At 59.4% G+C, this 18,203-nt stretch carries 9 protein-coding genes; all 9 read right to left on the bottom strand.

The features are described 5' to 3' along the window. Positions 1-44 precede the first annotated feature (44 nt). The 9 genes from DQP57_RS00410 to DQP57_RS00375 all read right to left on the bottom strand — a co-directional run bounded on the left by DQP57_RS00410 (position 45) and on the right by DQP57_RS00375 (position 18,196). A complete protein-coding gene (locus tag DQP57_RS00410) occupies positions 45-356 on the bottom strand; it encodes a hypothetical protein (protein WP_133259207.1) in 312 nt (103 codons plus the stop codon). Continuing rightward, positions 356-1,027, bottom strand: a complete 672-nt coding sequence (locus DQP57_RS26530; RefSeq protein WP_133259206.1) for a hypothetical protein — start codon at positions 1,025-1,027, stop codon at positions 356-358. The genes DQP57_RS00410 and DQP57_RS26530 overlap by 1 nt, the downstream gene beginning before the upstream one ends. A gap of 927 nt (positions 1,028-1,954) precedes the next feature. Next, positions 1,955-2,455, bottom strand: coding sequence for a hypothetical protein (locus DQP57_RS00405; protein ID WP_112630660.1), 501 nt, complete (start codon positions 2,453-2,455; stop codon positions 1,955-1,957). Between the two features lie 24 nt (positions 2,456-2,479). Beyond that, positions 2,480-2,860, bottom strand: coding sequence for a hypothetical protein (locus DQP57_RS00400; protein ID WP_112630658.1), 381 nt, complete (start codon positions 2,858-2,860; stop codon positions 2,480-2,482). After that, entirely contained in the window at positions 2,857-8,661 is a 5,805-nt protein-coding gene (locus DQP57_RS00395) for a serine hydrolase domain-containing protein (RefSeq protein WP_112630656.1), read from the bottom strand. The genes DQP57_RS00400 and DQP57_RS00395 overlap by 4 nt, the downstream gene beginning before the upstream one ends. Beyond that, entirely contained in the window at positions 8,658-9,506 is an 849-nt protein-coding gene (locus DQP57_RS00390) for a hypothetical protein (RefSeq protein ID WP_133259205.1), read from the bottom strand. Before DQP57_RS00390 ends, DQP57_RS00395 begins: the two co-directional genes overlap by 4 nt. A 20-nt stretch (positions 9,507-9,526) precedes the next feature. Continuing rightward, positions 9,527-11,137, bottom strand: coding sequence for a hypothetical protein (locus DQP57_RS00385; RefSeq protein WP_205868994.1), 1,611 nt, complete (start codon positions 11,135-11,137; stop codon positions 9,527-9,529). A gap of 128 nt (positions 11,138-11,265) precedes the next feature. Further along, complete coding sequence (locus DQP57_RS00380; protein ID WP_133259204.1) at positions 11,266-12,945, bottom strand: DUF7257 domain-containing protein; 1,680 nt, start codon at positions 12,943-12,945, stop codon at positions 11,266-11,268. Positions 12,946-13,765: 820 nt separating this feature from the next. Continuing rightward, complete coding sequence (locus tag DQP57_RS00375; protein ID WP_112630648.1) at positions 13,766-18,196, bottom strand: phage tail tape measure protein; 4,431 nt, start codon at positions 18,194-18,196, stop codon at positions 13,766-13,768. Positions 18,197-18,203 lie beyond the last annotated feature (7 nt).

Here is an 18,203-nt window from a genome sequence, read left to right as displayed (position 1 = left end):
CCGAGAAACTTAAGGGCGTTTCTCCGATTGAATCCGGGCATGGCTCACGGCAACTGGCGCAATGGGGTTAGCTCATCGTTGAACTTGATGATCGGTTCCCAGATGGCGACGCCACGGCCGGCGTTGGCGGTAGCCATGTCATTGATGGCTGTGACCGCGTCGGAGCGGTCGGCGGTGGTGACAGAAGGTTGGTCGCCATTGACGGACTGGACAACCCACGTGTGTCCACCGGTTCGTTCGGCTACCGCTTCGGCTCGCCCGGTCCTGTTATTGATGAGGACCATGCGCTCAAGGCCGTTGATGACTATCTGATAGTCCTGCGCGTCTGCTTCTACTTTTAGTTCCTTGATTCTCATTAAGCCGTAATGGATGGAGTGACGTTGATTGAGGCACCAGTTCCGGTGACGGTCACCGAACCGCCGGTAAAGGCCGCGGACCCCACAAAGGTGGATGCCGTGTTGGAGTTGGGCGGGGTGGCCGAGGTGCCGGTGGTGGCAGAAATTGTGTAGCTGGTGCCAGTTACGTTGGCTATGCGGACGTTTTCGCCGCCAGCGGATGTTCCCAGGTAGACGTTGTAAGAGGCCGCCCCCGTGACTGCCGACCAGTGGATGGACGCCGATAGGTTGCTTCCACTCGGCGTGATCGACTGCTCATTGCTCACGGTCGTCTCGCCGGCAAAGTTAACGGCAGTGACGGTGACGTAGTAAGTGGTCCCAGATACTAGGCTTCCGCCACTAGCGGCGGAAATGGTAAGACCGGAGGGTGCGGGAAGAAGCGTCAGGATCTGGGTGGAGAAGATGCCACCCTCGGTGTAAGTGCCTGCGGCGCAAGGAATGTTGACCTGCGAGCCGTTATTGTCACCTACGCCATCAGGAGCCCATGTGGTTTGCACACGGTTATACCCGCCACCCGAGGCTTCATTAGCGCCCGTGGTACCAGCACCTGCACCTTGGTGGAGGGAGATCCAGTTACCCTCGGCAGCAATGGCATTGGACGCCACTTGATGAGTTGTGTTTGGAATACCCATATTTAGTTGTTGTTTCCTTTTAAAACTTTTGAGCGGATGGTGAAGCGCGGCCTAACTGGGGGTTGGCTTCCCTTTCGTGAGCGGCTAGAATGCGCTGGCATGAGCGCTTTGCTGATGTGGCGTTGCGATAATTGCGGCGCCACCGATAAGTCCCACCCCGTCGATTCGGATAGGCGCATCCGGGAGTGCCTGCCGCCGGGATGGAGATTGCAGGGCGACGGTGTGCGCTGCGACGGATGCGCTACGGGCTAAACCGCCCACCGCGAGTCTTCGAAGTGGTCAGATTGGTAGTAGCGGAACAGCCACACCAGCCCAGGGGGTGGAACCACTGAGGACTGCACTGAACGATGGGTTATTGGCTGCTGAATCCTGAATAGCGAGTGCTGCGAATCCAGTGGAATCTATCGCGTTATACCTCGGGGTTCCTCCCGAGTAGCTGGTCACCGAGGCGTTATAGCAGCCGAATGCTTGGAATACGATGCCGTTAAGCGGTCCTGTCGCGGATTGCGACGGTGATGCGTTACTGCCCGATGTAACGACTGGCGTTCCAATGGCCGATACATTAAGGTAAGACACTGAGCATCCGTTCATGACTGTGCTGGTGGATGCAGTGGCCGAGATGGTTTGGGCACCCGATGGTGCGTTCGCTAGCCCGTAGATGTAGAGCGGACCGTTGGTGCCCATATTCTGGCTGCCGACCAGCGCCATGTTCGCGGTGCCGTATTTGACATTAGATAGCGTTGACCCGGCGGTGGTGCTCACGAAAGCGGCGAGCACGTATGCCCCTGCGGTTGCGGTATGTGACCAACTGATGCTGGTGGCAACCCCAGTTGTGGCACCTGTCCCCTTTGCGTTATAGGCGACCGGGGGTACGGGTATCGGCCTCAATAACGGCAAGGGATAAGCACGTCCCGAACGGGCCCCCATTTACTCAGCCCAGATGACGTAGCAAATGACGTTTACGGCGGCAGCGCTGCCGGGGGTAGCCCTGATGCGAAGTGACTTGCCGCTCTCCACCTCTGGCTCCCGATCCAGCGGGAACTGTTGCTTCTGATAGAACGACTGATCCACCGTCATGGCCAGGAGGCGCGTGGCGGTGATGCTCCCCTCATTTGTTGCGTTGAAACCCGTTGCCGAAGTGCCCGTGGTCGCCGCGGAGGCTTGACCTGTAGGGGCGTTGTAATTCGAGATACTTCCCGCCGTAACGGTGGCAAAGACCGAACCCGTCTCGATTAACTCCATGGTCACCGGGGCTGATGGCACCGAGGTGAACATGTAACCCGCCTCGATAACCTGGATGTGTGACCCGGGGGCGATCTGAAGGATGGTCTTCGGAGTGCTAGTACTGGCGGATGTGGCAGTCGCAGCCATGGGGGCGGTCAGCGCCGTGGTAACGGCGTTATAGGCGACATAAAGCCTGGCTGACATATTTTGTTGTTTCTCCTAAACGCTTTAGAAAGTAGATGCTCGCTGAACCGCGGTATTGTTCTGACGCCCTGGAGTGATCGGAACCGCTTCCATGGACATGCCAAGCTCAATGCGGACATCGAGAGCGGTTTTCGGAATGGTGTTGACACCAATAGAAATTGGGGCGTCGACGTTGAAGCCGGCAGTCCCAACCGTCCCGAACACCATCTTGATGCCAGAGGAAAGCTGCAGGCTCATGCCCTGCGGCGGCAGCATCTGAATGCTGGGGGGGAGGCCGAGGTTGAAGCCGGTTTGGGGATCATTTCTGATCACGATATCCGGCTCAACCAAGAGCCCCATCTTGGTGAGAATGACGGCCTGCCAGTTGATTCCGGCCGCAGCAGGCCCAGCAGTAGTGAGTATCACGATGCCCTCGCTATGATCCAGACAGCGCCAGCGGCGCCAGCACCACCGAAGTAATAAAAGGCACCATCGGATGTACCACCCGCGCCGGCACCACCAGGGGCATTGCCATCGATTTGAGCATTGCTTGAGGTGCTTGTTGGCGGCGGGGGCGCAGGCACTGTAGCCCCGCCATCGAAGGTGAATCCGTTATACGACCGATCCCCAGGGCCGACGCCATCGGCGGTGCCAGTATTAACACCCACACCGGCAGCGCCGGTATAAGTAGTCATCCCAGGAGATGAAACAGTCGAGGCAGCGCCGTTGTTATTCACACCCTGGGTATTGGATTGAGCACCACCAGATCCCACCGTGACGGTGATAGTTCCACCGGAGGGCCATCCAGAGGTTGTGGATATAGTGGCCGTCGTCCATGAGCCGGGAACACCACCAACGCCACTGCCGGTATTACCCTGAACGTTGCTACCGGGAGTGCCACCAGAGGCGCCACCCAGCAGAATGAAGTCCAGATACACCGCCCAATCCGGGATCTCGTATGTGTAAGTTCCCGGTGTTTCATAGGTGGCCACCACGGGTGGTTGCACCGCAGCGCCGCCAGAGGACTTAATCCCCTGTCGGGCAGTGATATACGCTGCACCATCAGCACCAAACTGCGGCGTAGGAGCAGAGGAATCCCCACCAGCGCTACCACCACCGGGCGCGTTGCCGGGAAGGTCTAGCGATATAGTGTCGGGTCCGCCCACATGGAGCTGGCCCTGCCAGACAATATTGCCTGGGCCCTTGCCTGTCGACGTCTGGTTAGTGTTGGCGGGGTTGAAGTTTCCAGCACCACCCGGGCCGCCGGCCGCACCGCCGGCTGCAGCAAGCAGCGGGGTGAGCGCACCATTCAGCGCGACAGAGATGCCACCCCAGTCGTCGGCCACGTTCGCCGTGGCACTAAACGTTGTGGTCTCAGTTGCGTAGGACACCGACAACCCTTGACGGAATTGCGTCGTGCCGCCAGAGGCGATCTGCGTGTAGTCGTAGAGTTCTTTGGTTCCACCACTGAACTCACCCAACTGAGCTGATAGCGCACCGAAACACTGGACAATGACCTGGTTCTCGCCGCATACAACTTCCTGCGACAGGGAGTTGGAAACGCCATAGACTGAGGTGACCAATCCGGCCGAGGAAACTCCAGTGAAGCTGATCGTTTCCAGGGTGGCGTAGGTAGATGTGGCGAAGGTAGCCACCACCTCCACGTCACCCGCGGAAACGTTATTCAACCAGTAGAGTGCGGTAGCGCCACCGGATCCGGCATTGCCGTTGTAGACAAGGCCAAGCGGATGCATAGTCTTGCCACCGCAGGTGACATTGAACGTGCCATAGCCGGTATTGACTGCGGCGATCACACAAGCCTTGTCGGCGACGGTGATATTGTCCGTGAGGGACGTCCCCGCTCCCGACGCTCCGATACCCTTGGCGTCGAACAGGGGTGCCGAAGCAAATCCGGTACCCACCGTGGAGGTAGCGCCGTCAGCGCTAATGGCCTGAGGGCCAGGAGCGACGATGACGGTCAGGCTCGTCGTGCCGTCCGGAATGTCGGTTCCATAGGTGAATGTTTGCGCTTGCCAAATACCACCGGTTGCACCCTGTCCGTTGCCACCCGAGGTGTAGGTGCCAAAGATGGACAGCGTCCCATCAGCGTCACCACCCGAACCGCCACTTCCACACAAGACGACGTCGAGGAAGTCGCCGTCCTGCACCCACTCGGGGATTGTGTAGGTGTAGGTCCCGTGGGAGGTCTTACTCCATCCCTGTGGGGCCTGGTAGTCCGGCGGCAGCGTGGAGACGTCGAATGACAGGTAGGCGAGCTGACCACTGTAGGTCAGGTCCGATTCCGTCAGTGTCGCGGGAGTGTTTCCACCAGTATTGGACAGTGTGCGTACCGCACCCAGGTTGGTCGGAACAGAACCGAGTTGGTTAGGTACGGTCCAGGTCTCCCCGATGATGCTGATGTTGTTGGTGGCTGAAACAACCTCTATGGCGATCCACTGGCCAGCGACAATGTCGAACTGGCTTGTGCCAGGGATATTGACGCTGACCCAGCCCTCAAATCCATCAGGGATGGAAGACCCGATGTCGCCAGATGACCACTTATTGGTGTACGTGCCGGTGGAATCCAGCGTGTAGACGTTGACATAAACACCGCTCACTGTCGCGCTTGCGGTGGCTACGAATCTGACGAAGCCAAGGGTCAGCGCCTGATTGCAGTTGATATGCCCGACAACGCTTGTGCCGGCCGTAACCGTGATCTTATTCAGCGTCCCCGTCGTCAGGCTCGTGTAGGGGAAGGTGGCTTGCGCGCTCGGGGAGATGGCGTTGTAGCCAGGCTGTGTGGCCGGGTTACTCAGGACGGTGTTGTTGGCGACGCCGAGGTTATAACCCAACTGGGCCTGCATAACCGACTGCGCCAAGGCCTGCATGGCAGCGGCGTAATCCGTTCCCGTCTGGTCGGTTTGAGTCGTTCCAGACGCGATAGAGTCAAACATGTTCTGGAAGGCTGTCGCCACGTCGGCGATGCCTTGCGGACCAGTGACCTGGAGGCCGGATAGTTGGTTGATGGTGGTCTGGTCAATCAGGCTTCCATCAATCAGGTTGGTGACTTCGAATATCGGCGCTGCGAACCACACCTTGCCGGTGGTCATCGCCAAGTCCTCGACGTCGAATACCAGGCAGGCATTGTATGTACCAGGGGGCATTACGAAGTCGGCTTCTAGCTCTTTCCAGAGCCAGCCACTCGACGGTGAGCTAACGCTCAGCGTGGCCTGCGGGGCGGTGATGGTTCCGATGAGATTGCCGTCGATATCGTAGGCATTAACGGCCACAATGATTGATGCGCCGTTCGTCCCAATGTTGTTCCATATCACCGAAGCACCGGCACGAATCACCTGCCCGGGCTTGGCTGCGACGGGCTGGCCGGGGATTAACTGATGCCGAATCCCCTCGACTGGCGGTGCCGTGATTGGCGTGCCATCTGGATGCGCCCCACCCGCAAAGGAGTTGATGTAGTCCACCGCAATCTGGGCGTAGGACCGTCCATCACCCTTCCCGAGCAACGGCTGGCCGAGAAAGTAGGCGCTCTGCGGGCTATCGACATTGCCGATGTAATAGTTCTCTAGCGTCAGAGATTGGGTATCGCCGGCTGGCGCCCCTAGCGTTCCGCCCGCATAGGTCTGCATGACCCAGTGGAAGAAGTTTCGGAACTGTCCACCGTCAACAAGATTCAGAGATCCCTCTTGCGACCCGGGGGAGTAGCCGGGCTGGTTGGTGGAACCGGGGAGTAGGTAGGACGCGATGTTGTACCAATGAAGACTAAGGGCCGCAAGGACATACGGCGCGGTGGTCTCAACGTTCTCCATCGCGGCGATGGTGGTACCAGTCACCGGCTCGTACATGCAGCAGCAGTCGTTGCCGGGGATGGAGCCGTCGTTGCCAACCCAAGAGCCGACCTGGAACCAGCCCAGTCCCCACTCCTGATAGGTGGCCGAGCCCGTAGCCCCCGCCCACACTTCCATGGGAGTAACAGTTGGTGAAGTGAACGTATTCAACCGTTCTAGCTGCGTCTCCGCGCTGAGCAGTGTTCCCGCGCCAGAGGCGGTTGCGAACTTGACCAGGTCGTAGATGGTTCCGGCCATGGCACCAGCGGTCCACCAGTAGTCCATATTCACGGCGCCCTGCACCTGGTCGCCGAAGGGCAGGCCGAGGTAGTCAAGGATTACCGGGACATAGGTGGTGTTGGCGGGCGAGGGGACGGCTGCGACACCCTTGAGGAATTCGGCCGTAAGACCCAGTGGCTCACACACCTTCTCAGTGATGACTTCGCCTGCGGTCTTCCCGGGGTAGATCGCCTCAAGAATGAATCCCAGTAGGATGAAGTTGGATTCCGTGTAGTACCAAACGGTTCCCGGCTCCGAATTGGGTGTCCCGCCGCGGATGATCCCCAGCATGGTGTACTCGTCAATGCCCTCTGCGGGATTGATAAGGAAGCCAATCGATGCCAGCGCGTCCTGCTCAGTGTCATAGACACCAGAGGTCTGCATTAGCATCTGGCGAATGGTGATCTTGTCACCGTTGGCGACGCCCGAGACGTAGGTGTCCAGGGTGTCGTCCAGGGTCAGGAGCCCCTCGTCCACTGCAATAAGGATTGCCGTGGCGGTGAATCCCTTAGTGACAGAACCTAATCGCTGGAAACCATCCAGGGTTACACCAGATCCGTAGGACTTGTAGTAGTAGCCCATGGGACCCGAGATACCAAGGGTAAAGCCAGGTGTGGGCTCGATGAGCAGACCCAGCTCGACAATCGCATCGATAACACCAGTGAGTTCGGGAGACATGGGCTGATCCGGCCCCGGCGCGTTCGCGAGATCAAACGGCATGCCGACCTGCGTGGCACTTCCCTTGACGGGGCAGCAACTGAGATAGTCACCAGGAGCGGCCATCTCCCACCACCGCGGCTCGGTGTCGATCAGGTTTCCGCCGGCCGGGTTGGTCGGGTCGCCCTGATTCGCGTAGGGCCCAATGGCTGCACAATCCACGACAGCACCCGAGGTGCCAACCGGGGGAGTGTAGCCAGGGAAGCCGGCACCCTCCTCGCGGCGCATGTTGCCGAACATGACACCAGCCAGCAGGTCATTGTCCCTCGATGTCAGTTGCCCATAACGGATTTGGTCATAGACGCCCGACATGATGAGCGTGCCCTGCCCCTGCCCAACCAGAATGAAAGGACCGGGAGTCGTGTTTATCGTGTTGATCATCCAGTTGATGCCCTGCTGAACGGCAGTGGACATCGTTCCCGTGGTGGGATACGGAACGTAGACGACTTCGAAGTACTCAGGGTCAAGCTGATTGAAGAGGTATCCGAGGGCTAGGTGGGCCGTGTCGGGGTCCTGTAGATAGTCCATGAACACGCCAGACTTGAACGCTGGCGTGAAGATGCCACCAGGCGTGCCGGGGGCGACATAGACGGTGATCAGACCGGGGCGTCTGGTAGCGATTGAGCCCATGGGCCCGTTGGGGGCACCCGTACCGACCCAGCCATCCCACATCCAAAGCCCTTGGCCCTGAATTCCAGCGCCGCTGAGGAACTGAGACGCTGGGCTGGTGTAGATGTTCGGACTTGCTGCCGGCGCCAGTGCCGCCCACACATTGGTGGGGACGGGCTGGTTGGTAGGCAGCAGGCCCAACAGCGTGCTCAGGGCCTGACTCTGCGTCAGTGTCTCGCCAGTGCTCGTGGTGGCACCAGAGCCACCCGACGTCATAATGGGATGCCCCAACAAGCCGAGGAGACTGGCCACCCAGCTCACCAGGCCACCGATCAGGGATTCACCAAAGGTGATGAGATTCCCGACAACCGGAATTCCCTGCAGGATGCTGGTGATGGTGTTGAAGATGTCCTCGGGCAGCGCTGAGACATACTTGATGAGGTCGGCAATCCCGTTGCCTGAAGTCGGACCCCCAAGGGCGCCCACGATGGCGTCAATGATGTCGCTGCCAGCCTGCGCCAAAGCCTCGACTAGGCCCGCAATGTTGCCCTGCGGGATATCCAGCAGGGCGTTCTCCAGTTGATTGACTAGGTCATCGACCGAGCCTGTAATCCTGCCTAGGCCAAAGGCGCTGAGGACTGCGTTGACAATCAGCTCGATAATCTCGGCTGGGATGTCGGCGAACATCTTCAGCAGTGGCTGAAGGTTGAAGCTGGGGAGCTGCTGCGGGGTGGTGGGGTCGTTGTGGATTGAGGGGTCTGGCGTGATTGGGGACGTCACGAAGCCACCGGGCGCGTTTCGACTGTGAACGTGACCGTCGAGGCCTCAATCGCCCAGCTATCAGAAACGCTGGCCGTCTGACGGGCCACCAGGTAGATCTCGACAGTCTCGCCCGCGGACACCTTGCCATAGCCGGACGCACCAATGAGCGCACCAAACCCGGGGATCATCACCAGGCGCTGATTTGCAGTGCCAGACAAGCCCGGAACCTGCGCCACGACCTGGCCCGTGGTCGGACTATTAATCAAGGCTAGGAGTTCCACCACGGTGTTGGCGGTGCCATTGACGATGGCCGTCGCGTAAACGATTGGGTAGTAGTCGGCCGTCTGCGCCGGAATATTGATCGTCCCCAGGGTGCCCTGCGTATTTCCGCTCTCGCTGACCGTGTCGAATGACGTTGCGTTGTAGACGTTTCCCCACGGGAAGGAGACATACTCGAATGACGGAGTGCCGCCATTAACCCCCGACACCGAGATGAAATCACCTGCGGCCGGCGTGCCACTGACGTCACTGGCCGTGCCAATCGTGGTGGTTCCGGAGGTTCCGTCAGCGCCCTGGGGCAGGCCCAGATTGACTGTGTACTCCGACGCCACACCGGCACCGCCGGGGCTGGTCTGAACGAGGTCGAAAGTGGCCTGCTGTCCCGCGGCCAGGGTGGTGACGGTGCCTTTGGTCAGAATTGGCGCCATGCCGGGGAGGCCCGGTGCCAACGCCGGGAAAGACCCCACCCCGCCGCTGGGGGTAAGGGTCAGCGTGCAAACACCAGTGGTTGGAGTTGCATTGAAATTGGTGATTGTGACAGTACCCTCAAAGACGAGGTTATTGCCGTCGACAGTAATTGCCACTTGATAAATTCCCTATTTAATTAGTTGCCAGCGGGACTCATCGTCACCACGTTCACGACTTGTTCAAGACCGGTGAGCATGCGAACCACGCGCAGGATTGGGTTAACTTCACGCTTTCCATCGCCGACAACGATTTCGACTAGAGCGCGAGTCTTACGATCATCTTTAATCTTGAAGGAGTAGACATAGTCCGTGTAGAGAAGACCGTCCAGCACAAAAGAGACAAGTCCGCCCAGGAATACATCCCGACCAATCTCGTACGGTCGTCCATCCTGCCAAGTAAGCTGAATACAGGTATAGCCTTGACTATCAAACATCCCCTGCATCAAGGCGAACCATTCGTCCAGGGTGTATGCAGATGCCCCGGTTTTCATGAAGTATTCGGGGAATCCGAATGGCCCTAGCTGAAGCCGGCGCTCGTAGTTGATCTGCTCCTGGAATGCCAAGAGGATGTCGTCAAAGGTTCCATTCAGCAACGTGTCCGGAATACCAGTGAAGCCCACCGTAATTTCGATGGCATCGATGAGAAATTCCAGAGTAGCGTTAATTAGGTCATCTAACCACTTAGGGCTCTTGCCGCCGCCCACCACGGTGTGCGCGAGGGGGTGATAACCAGTCAGCTTGAATGAATCGAGTCCGCTGAATTTAGGATCGTCGCCATTGAATAGGACCCAGGACGGCACGAAGTTCACACCCAATGTCGGCGCAATATTGATACCGAGGTTGGCTGGGTAGTACTCGTTGTTGGGATTCAGGAATGGAGAAAGGGTGTTGCCCAGGAGGCTGTGCTCCAGGTCGACAACGTCCTCCACGAGGCCGTCGATAAACGTGCCCGTGGGCCCCGTCACGCCACGGCGGTCGACACAGGTAACCACCAGCGTAGGGCCGGTAAGTTCGGTCACCAGCGGCAGCATGGAGGCCATCAGTGCCTCGGTACCGGGCTGTGGGTCACCGGGCAGCCACAGGTTGATCTGCAGTGCCAGGCCATAATCCATCAGCGTGTCTTTGATCAGGTCGTAGATCTTGTCCATGCGCCCGGTAAGCGCCACCCACGGAGAGGTGTCGAATATCGGGTTCTGGAACATGACGCAAATGGGGGCGGCCAAGTATTGCAGCAGGTTGCCGCCGGCCATATTCCATCTCTGCAAGAAGTCCTGCCATGCGACAGGAAGCGACAACACCGAGACAATGGGATCGTTGATGAAGTTCCAAATGCCCGACTGCAGGCGAAAAGCCTGCTCGGCGATCATGGTAAGGACGCAGCTAATGGCGGGGCCAACGTACACGGCATTCGAAGGCACCTGGATCTCAATGGGCAATTCAAAGTTCGGCCACACGAGCATCCTGGAGAACCAAGCGAAGTCATCGATTAGTTCAATGGTGCATGTACGCAGGCGATTGTTTAGCGCATTGGAGTACGAATTGACGCGTCCACTCCACCGGATGTTATTTAACTGGATAACCACTGGCACGACGGTGGTCGTGCATTGCATGGCAATCTGTACGCAGGGGTCATCGGCCTTGAGAACAAGGGTGGCCGTGCCCATATCATTGCGTTTAGACTCGACTTCCAGCGAGATATAGGAATCACAGGTCGCCAGGAATTCATACGTGTACGTGTAGAACGTCACGCTGATATCCGTGGCCGGCTCTTGATTGGCCAGCGCCGCGGTCCATGATGCGGCCGAAGCCAGCTCTGGGGATCCAGATGTAAGTGCGGGAAGTAAGTTTGTTGGGTTAGTCCAGTCTTCTGCTCGGCTTAGAGTGGCCATCGCCGCATGGGCGTGACAGCCGCCACCACCTTGCTTGTGGGTCCACCATTAGTGATAGTCACGTTGAAGTGCTGCTCCTTGGGTGCGATGCCATACACCGCCCCTGGAAGCGGATTGGTGAATCTGCCACTGACCAGTGCGGAGAGGTTTCCCTGCGGCGGGACAGCGCCAAAGACGGACTGATACTGCGCAAGGAAGGGTGGGGTGTTGTTGTTTTGGGCGAAGGAGAGCAGGGCCGTGAGTAGGCTCTGCTGAGCCGCGGTCGGAGGCGGTGGCTGCCCGGGTGTTAGGTCGGTGATCGTTCGTAACATCGGGTCGGTACACACAAGGGCTACCTGCCCCGCCTCAAGTGGCCCGAAGGTGATCATGCTCTGGCTACCGGGGCCGTTAGAGAAGCTGAAAGTGCCTGGGCCGTATACCAAATACCTTGGCCACGCGTCCTCATCACCGATGTTCGTCAGGGGCACGGTGCCCGACTGGGTGATTGTCGTGTTGTCCCCCATGGAGAACACGGCGATGGGCTGAGGATTGAAGTAGAGGCCCAGATAGATGGACGACGTCATACCGAAGCCGGTGAGTCGATAATCCTCACCCAGTGCGGATAGATGAGCGTTGTCCTGCACATTGAAGTAGGTGAAGCCATCGCGAAGCGCCATGATGTTGTATGGGCTTGTGGAGGTACCAGCGATAAGGGTGAAAGTCTCACCCCATAGCGGCGGTTCGACGTTGATTAGGACTTCTTCCCAAACCATCGCCCCGTCGACAAACGCGGCGATCTCATGCGTCAGCATTGAGAGGCGCAGGCGGATCCCGTTCTTACCGTCACTGCTGCAGCGGGCCCAGACGTCGACATAGCAGAACGGGTCGTAGACATCGAAGAGGTGTGCCAGCGTCGCGCCGGCAAAAGTGATGGAGACGATTTGGTCATCAGTGTCCGTCGCCGTGTTGTAGATGTTCTGGGCCTCAAAGACCTGGCCGTTGGTGGGGATTAGTACGGCAGCGCCGTTCTGGATTCCCTGAGTTCCGTCGTCTGTACTTGGGGTGATGAAACTGGTGAAGGTGTTGGGCAGTGTCGTTGCATTGGGCAACTGGGTGAAATTAACCGTGTTAGTGACGATGTTGGCGCCGAAAGAAGACACCGAATCCACGGAGTACCAAAAGGCGTCATAGTTGATGGCCTCCCAGGTGAAGACCTGGCGCCCCGAGTAGGTGTAGTCCTTGGTGAACTCGTCGCTGATGTGCTTACCGAGGCGCACCGGGCACCACCACTCACCCATGTCGGGAGTGAAGACGGAGAAGATGCCGGTGGCCCGCGGCTTCCAGGCGCTAATCCAGTGCCGGATGACATCCCGAATGTTCTGCGGCGCAAGGCCAGAGGCCTCAACACCGAGCATGATCTCGCCCGGGTCGTAGACGGTCGCATTCCAGGTGGCGCCGTCTTGCCGTGCGCCTCTCTGATCCAGGTTCTGGAACGGAGACATCAAGCCCATGTGCTTAAGGAGGACCACGCCATCCTGGGCCCCTGCTACGGGGGCTAGTGGGCCGGCGAGATAGAAGATCGTTCCATCGGCGCCGATATAGGAGATCCAGGTATTCTCGTTAGTGAGAGCCTGGTTTATACCCCACTGAGAAATCTGGCCCGGTGGATAGACAAAGGGACTGGTCAAAGAAGCCTTCCTTGGGCTATTGTTTGCGTATGGCTGAGTTACGGGATACGGCTGCTGTAGCCGAAGAATTGCCACCCACGGAGATGGGGCTCGTGTTCCCCACTGAGGTGATAGTGGAGGACTATCCCCCGACCGGGGTGGCCATCGAGCCCGCACTGGCCTGGTCCCGGGAGGAGCCGGATACGCAGGCGTGGGCAGAGTCGAGCCCTCGCGGTATGTGGTGGATCCCCGTCGCTATAGCGCTGGTGGCGGCCTTGGCGGCAGTGGGCTGGCTTTCCTGGGTCCTGTGGCACGGGGGGCGCACAGCCCCAGCTCCCACGTCAACACCGACACCAGCGCCACCGCCCTCAACTGTGCGGCCGTCCCCGCCAGCTCCGCATTGGCCCACCTTCAATGGCGTCTATCGACTGCAGATGCACTTCAGTCGCGAGACGACCAGTGATGGCAATAACCCGCTGGGACTCTCAGATACATCCGGGCTCTGGGAATTTCATTCGTCCTGCTCGGACAATGGGGTATGCACCGCAGTGGGGACCGCAGTGACCGACCCCGACCATCCACTGCCGCTGAACGCTCCGAAGGGTCCAACTAATACGACACTGCAATTCATTGATGGGGGGTGGCAGAACATTCCGCCCCACCTGTCTGTCGACTGTGGGGATGGGACTACGGGGGAGTTCACCATTAAGTGGGTGTTCACCCCGCGACCCGATGGAACGTTTGCCGGCATGCAGACCAATACGGTGGAGGGCAGCGGGTGTGGTGGCGACTCGAAGACTTGGGCAAAGATCCCCTTCGACGCCGTACCCGAACCCATCAACTAGCGGTAACTAGCCCCATTTAAATTACCCATGGTCCCCTGGAAGACCGCCTTCTTTTGAGCGGCCTCTAAGCCCTCCCAGCTCTGTTGGCCATGATTATGAACATTCTCGATATGGATCGGCGCCTGCTGCTTTCCAGCCATCGCACCCGCGTCCAAGTTCTCCTTCGGGTCCAGCTTCATTGCTGAATTACCCGCGGTGTTCTTGGGACTTGGGTGGGCACCAGCAATACCCATGGCCATCTTGCCTAGGATGTTGTTGGTCGGGTCACCCAGCGCTGAGTCGTTTGGCAGGAAGGTTTCCATGATGCCTTCGATGCCGATGCCGGCCAATTGGCCTGCATAGCCCATCGCACGGTTGGCCAACTGGAACCCGATGTTCATCGCCTGACTGGCCGCAGCCCCAGAGCCGGGAGCGAATGCGTTAGCGGCTGTTGACGCCGCCATCTCCGCAGCGCCCTCGGCCGTGCCAATTAAGCCGCCACTGACCCCAAATCCCTTAGAGGTGTTGTTGATACCCGGCTCGCGTGATGGGTTGTTGTTCAGGTTGCGGGTGTCTTCCGGAGTTGTGTAGTCACCCGGCTTGCCGCCAGGGGCGGTGAACTGTGGCATCTTGGCCTTGTCGGGCCCCTTGTCCGAGCCCGGAGGCCGTCTGTCGGGTGTGGCCGGGGGTGGCGGTTGATTCTTTAGCTGTTGCGGTGGGGTGCTTGTGTTACCGGGGGCCGGAACATGATTCGGCATGTCCTTAGGCGCGATATCGGGCGCCTTTCCGCCATCCTGGGGTGCAATACCCCGAGCCTGTGCTGCGGTGGTGATGTTTGTAGATGCCTGTGCTGCACCAACACCGGGCTGGCTTGGTGTGGGCACGAAGCCGCCGCCGTCGAAACCGACAATGCCACCGGTCGAATATCCGAACGGCTCCGTATTATCATCAACGGGCGGTCGATGCGGTCCCTGATCATTCGCTGGCGGGGGAGGACTTCCGTTATAGGGCGCCTGCCACCACGGATGCTGGCCAGAGCCTTTGCGTAATGCCTTATTCCACCAGTCTGGAACCCAGGTGCTGTTAATCCCACCGCTACCCGGTCCTGGATACAGTTGACTACCAGGGCCACCCGGCGTGGGGCCAGGGCTGGTCCCATAAAGGGGGCCGAGATCCCCGGTGGGAATTTGGCCACCCTGGGAGAACCAATACTTGGGGCCAAAACCGCTCGCAACACGGTTGACGTAATCCTGCCGGGAAGGTTGGGCATTGCCCTGCCAGTCGCTCTGCACTCCGTTCTGGCCCACGACAGTAGCCATCCAGGACGCTTGCTCCTGAGGGCTGCCATTGGCCGGGAACGGTCCCGCCACTGACTGACGATTGCGGATCTGATTTGCCAAAGCTTGCGCATGCTCATCCAACGAGCTGCCGGCCTGGGAGTCGGTGAAGCCCAGGGTGGGTACGCCAGAGGGGTTATCCCCCTCCGTTTTTGCGAACCCCTGAAGCAGCGGGTACATGCTCGGGTCAATGCCGGCCCTCCGCAGGGCGGGTATCAAGCCGCCCGAGGATGGGCCACCGCCACCGCGACTCTTCGCCGCGGGGAGCCCCAATAGCGCACGGTCCTCGTTGGACAGGTACTGTCCGCTTGGAAGCTCAAGCCCACCGCGCTTTCCGGCCTTGACGCCGAGCTTTTGCATAACTTCCTCGGGCGACAGCCCAGAGGACAATAGTCCCTCGATTTCGCTCGGCAGCCCCTTGCGGTGGTGACGGCCGTGGCCAGCCTCGTGAGCCTCGTTGGATTTCTCAAACTCATCAACTAGGGAGTCAATGGTCTGACTCGTGGCCGTGAGGTACTTACCGAATGGGGAGTACTTGGCCACACCCTTGGCGAATGAACCGTAGAAGGTCGCACCCACCTTGAGTGGGTCGGCCCAAGGGTTGTTGAGCGCATCGATGGCACCCTTGCCGCCGAGCTTATTCACGGCCTCTGGGGTGAGGATGCCCTCCCCACCGCGCAACCCGACCGGGGTTCCGTTGGGCAACATGCCGAGAACTGTGTCAATACCCTTGTCGGGCACGCTCATTAGCGGCTGTGAGTAGGGATTGGTTACACCGCCGTCATCGAAGCCGACGATGCCGCCGTGTGCCTTGCCGCCCTGACCGTCATACATTCCGAAAAACTTTCCAATTCCCTGCAGCCACTTGGGGTCCTGAAGCCACGATGGGACAGGGTTAGTAGACGCACCGGGATGGTGTTGGGTTATTTCACCGGGCGTAGGGAGGCCAGAGGCATCAAGAGCGCCACCAACAGTCTGGGCAATCGCCAACGTCAATGCACCCCTTGAGAAGGCGGCGGAGACGTTAGCGGCGGCGCCCCTCAGGGCAGAGCCGATGCCGGATTTTCTGATTTCGCCCGCCGTCGTCTCGGCGGCGGTACCCAGGCCCCCGACTTGGGTCGGCAGACGGTCACTCATGATCCCGCCGAGTGTGTTCGCGGCATCTTTAAGCTTGCCGAGTGGACCGGCCAGGTCGCTGAAGATATTGACGATCTTCGCTGCGCCCCACGCCGTCGCGATGGCACCCACGGTGCCCACTAGGGCTTCCTCGGCCGTCTTGTGGCGATCCAGCCAGTCGGCAACGCCGTTCAGATCACCCACAAAGCGAGTGAGGGCCGGCAGCAGGTGTTGACCCATCTGACCCGCCAGGGACTGTAGCGACGCCCCCAACTGCTTCCACTGCTCGGGAAGCTGGGACATCATGTCCTTGAAGGCGTTCTTCAGGGCATCTGAACCAGTCTTGGTGAGCTGGTCTGCGACCTGCTGGCCTTCCTGGGCACTGTTACCCAGGATCGCACCGGTACGGGCGATGTCACCGGTACCGAACAGAATCTGGTAGACCTGCCCTGGGGTGACCTCGGTGGGCTCACCCTGCTTGGTGAACTTGTTGGGGCCGTTGGACATTGAGTACCACTGGGCCAGGGTGGAGATATCGCCGATTTCGCCGGCACCAAGGTCTGTACCCTTGAGCGCCTTGCGCAGTGACATCTTCGATGCCAGGCCCTGCCTGATCTCCGGGTGGGAGTCGACAAACGCCTTACCCTCGGGGCTCAGGTTCTGGTAGCCCTGCTGCTCCAGCTCAGACACCTGCTGGTTGTTGTACCGCCAGCCGATGTTGACCATGCCAGCGTCGTTAGTTCTGGACGCGATGGCACCCTGAATCATCTGCAGCGGGGCGAAGATACCCTTATCACGAGTGGTGGTGACGATATCCTCGGGCTTGACGCCCAACTGCCCGAGCATGTTGTAAATCTTGCTACCCGGAGGGATGGATCCCAACTGGGCCATGATCCGAGAAACGTTGTGGGAGCCCTGCTCTGGGCCGATACCGACCTGAGCCAAGAGGGATAGTGCCGAGTTCACCTGAGCGGAAGCCGCGGGGCCCGACAGGTTCGCCATGTACTTCATGGCTGTCGGCTCAACACTACCGAGTGACCGGAAGAACTCATCGGGGTTGACACCCTTGAGCTGACCGAATGTACCGACAAGCTGGCCGGCCATCTGGTTCAGGTCTTCCAGGCCCTTCTTGTACTCATCCAGATTGGTGCTCTGAAGTTGCGCCTGTACCCCGAAGTCCTTGACGGTGGTCATCAAACCGTCCGTCGTGTCCTTTAGATCCGCCTGGGTGGACACAGCGGTTTTCGCCGCCGTACTCAAAAGGTCCAGGGCGGCCTGGCCGGTGTAGCCGTGGTTCTCGATGTCCTGATAGACCTTCGACAACTCCTGCGGCGAATACGGCACCTGGGTGGACATCTGGTAGATCGACTGGGTTTGTCGGTTTATGTAGTCCTGGGTGTGGGTGGGGTCCTGGTGGAATGCCCTGACCTGCTGCATATTCCGTGAGGTGTCTGCAGAGACCCGGGCACCCTCGGCCACGCCCACTGCCGTACCAATCGCCGCGCCGGCACCAATAATGTTGGCACCACGCGACATTGGGATGGCCTGACTACGCCCGCGGCGTTCAGGTTCTTCACCGGAGCGCCCGCGGGTCGGAACCGCTGTCACCGCCGCCGCTCGCTGCTCTGCAGCACGGGCATTCGCCGTCTCCATGAGCTTCATCGAGTTGGCAATGGCAGCATCCAGGTCCCGCTGGGCCGAGATCATGGCGTCAGTGCTGGCCTTGAAGTTACGGGCGCGAAGCTCGTTGACTCGGGCTTCTTGGATCTGCAGATCGGCTAGGCCACGCTGCATATCCCGATAAGCCAAATCGGCTGCAGCGCTTAGTTCCTTGAACTGGCTGGTGGCCGCGTCTAGCCTGAAACCCTCTTCGAAGGCGCGGGCACTTTTGGCACCTGCGTCGCGCATGATGGTTCTGACATCAGCGAGGACGCGGTCGACAGAGGCCATGTTGAGTCTGGCCAAAATGTCAAGAAAGATGCCGCCCTCGGCCATCGGCGCT

Origin of the sequence: Mycobacterium colombiense, assembly GCF_003284935.1 — a bacterium.
Classification (GTDB): Bacteria; Actinomycetota; Actinomycetes; order Mycobacteriales; family Mycobacteriaceae; genus Mycobacterium; species Mycobacterium arosiense_A.
This window is presented reverse-complemented; position numbering and strand designations above follow the sequence as displayed.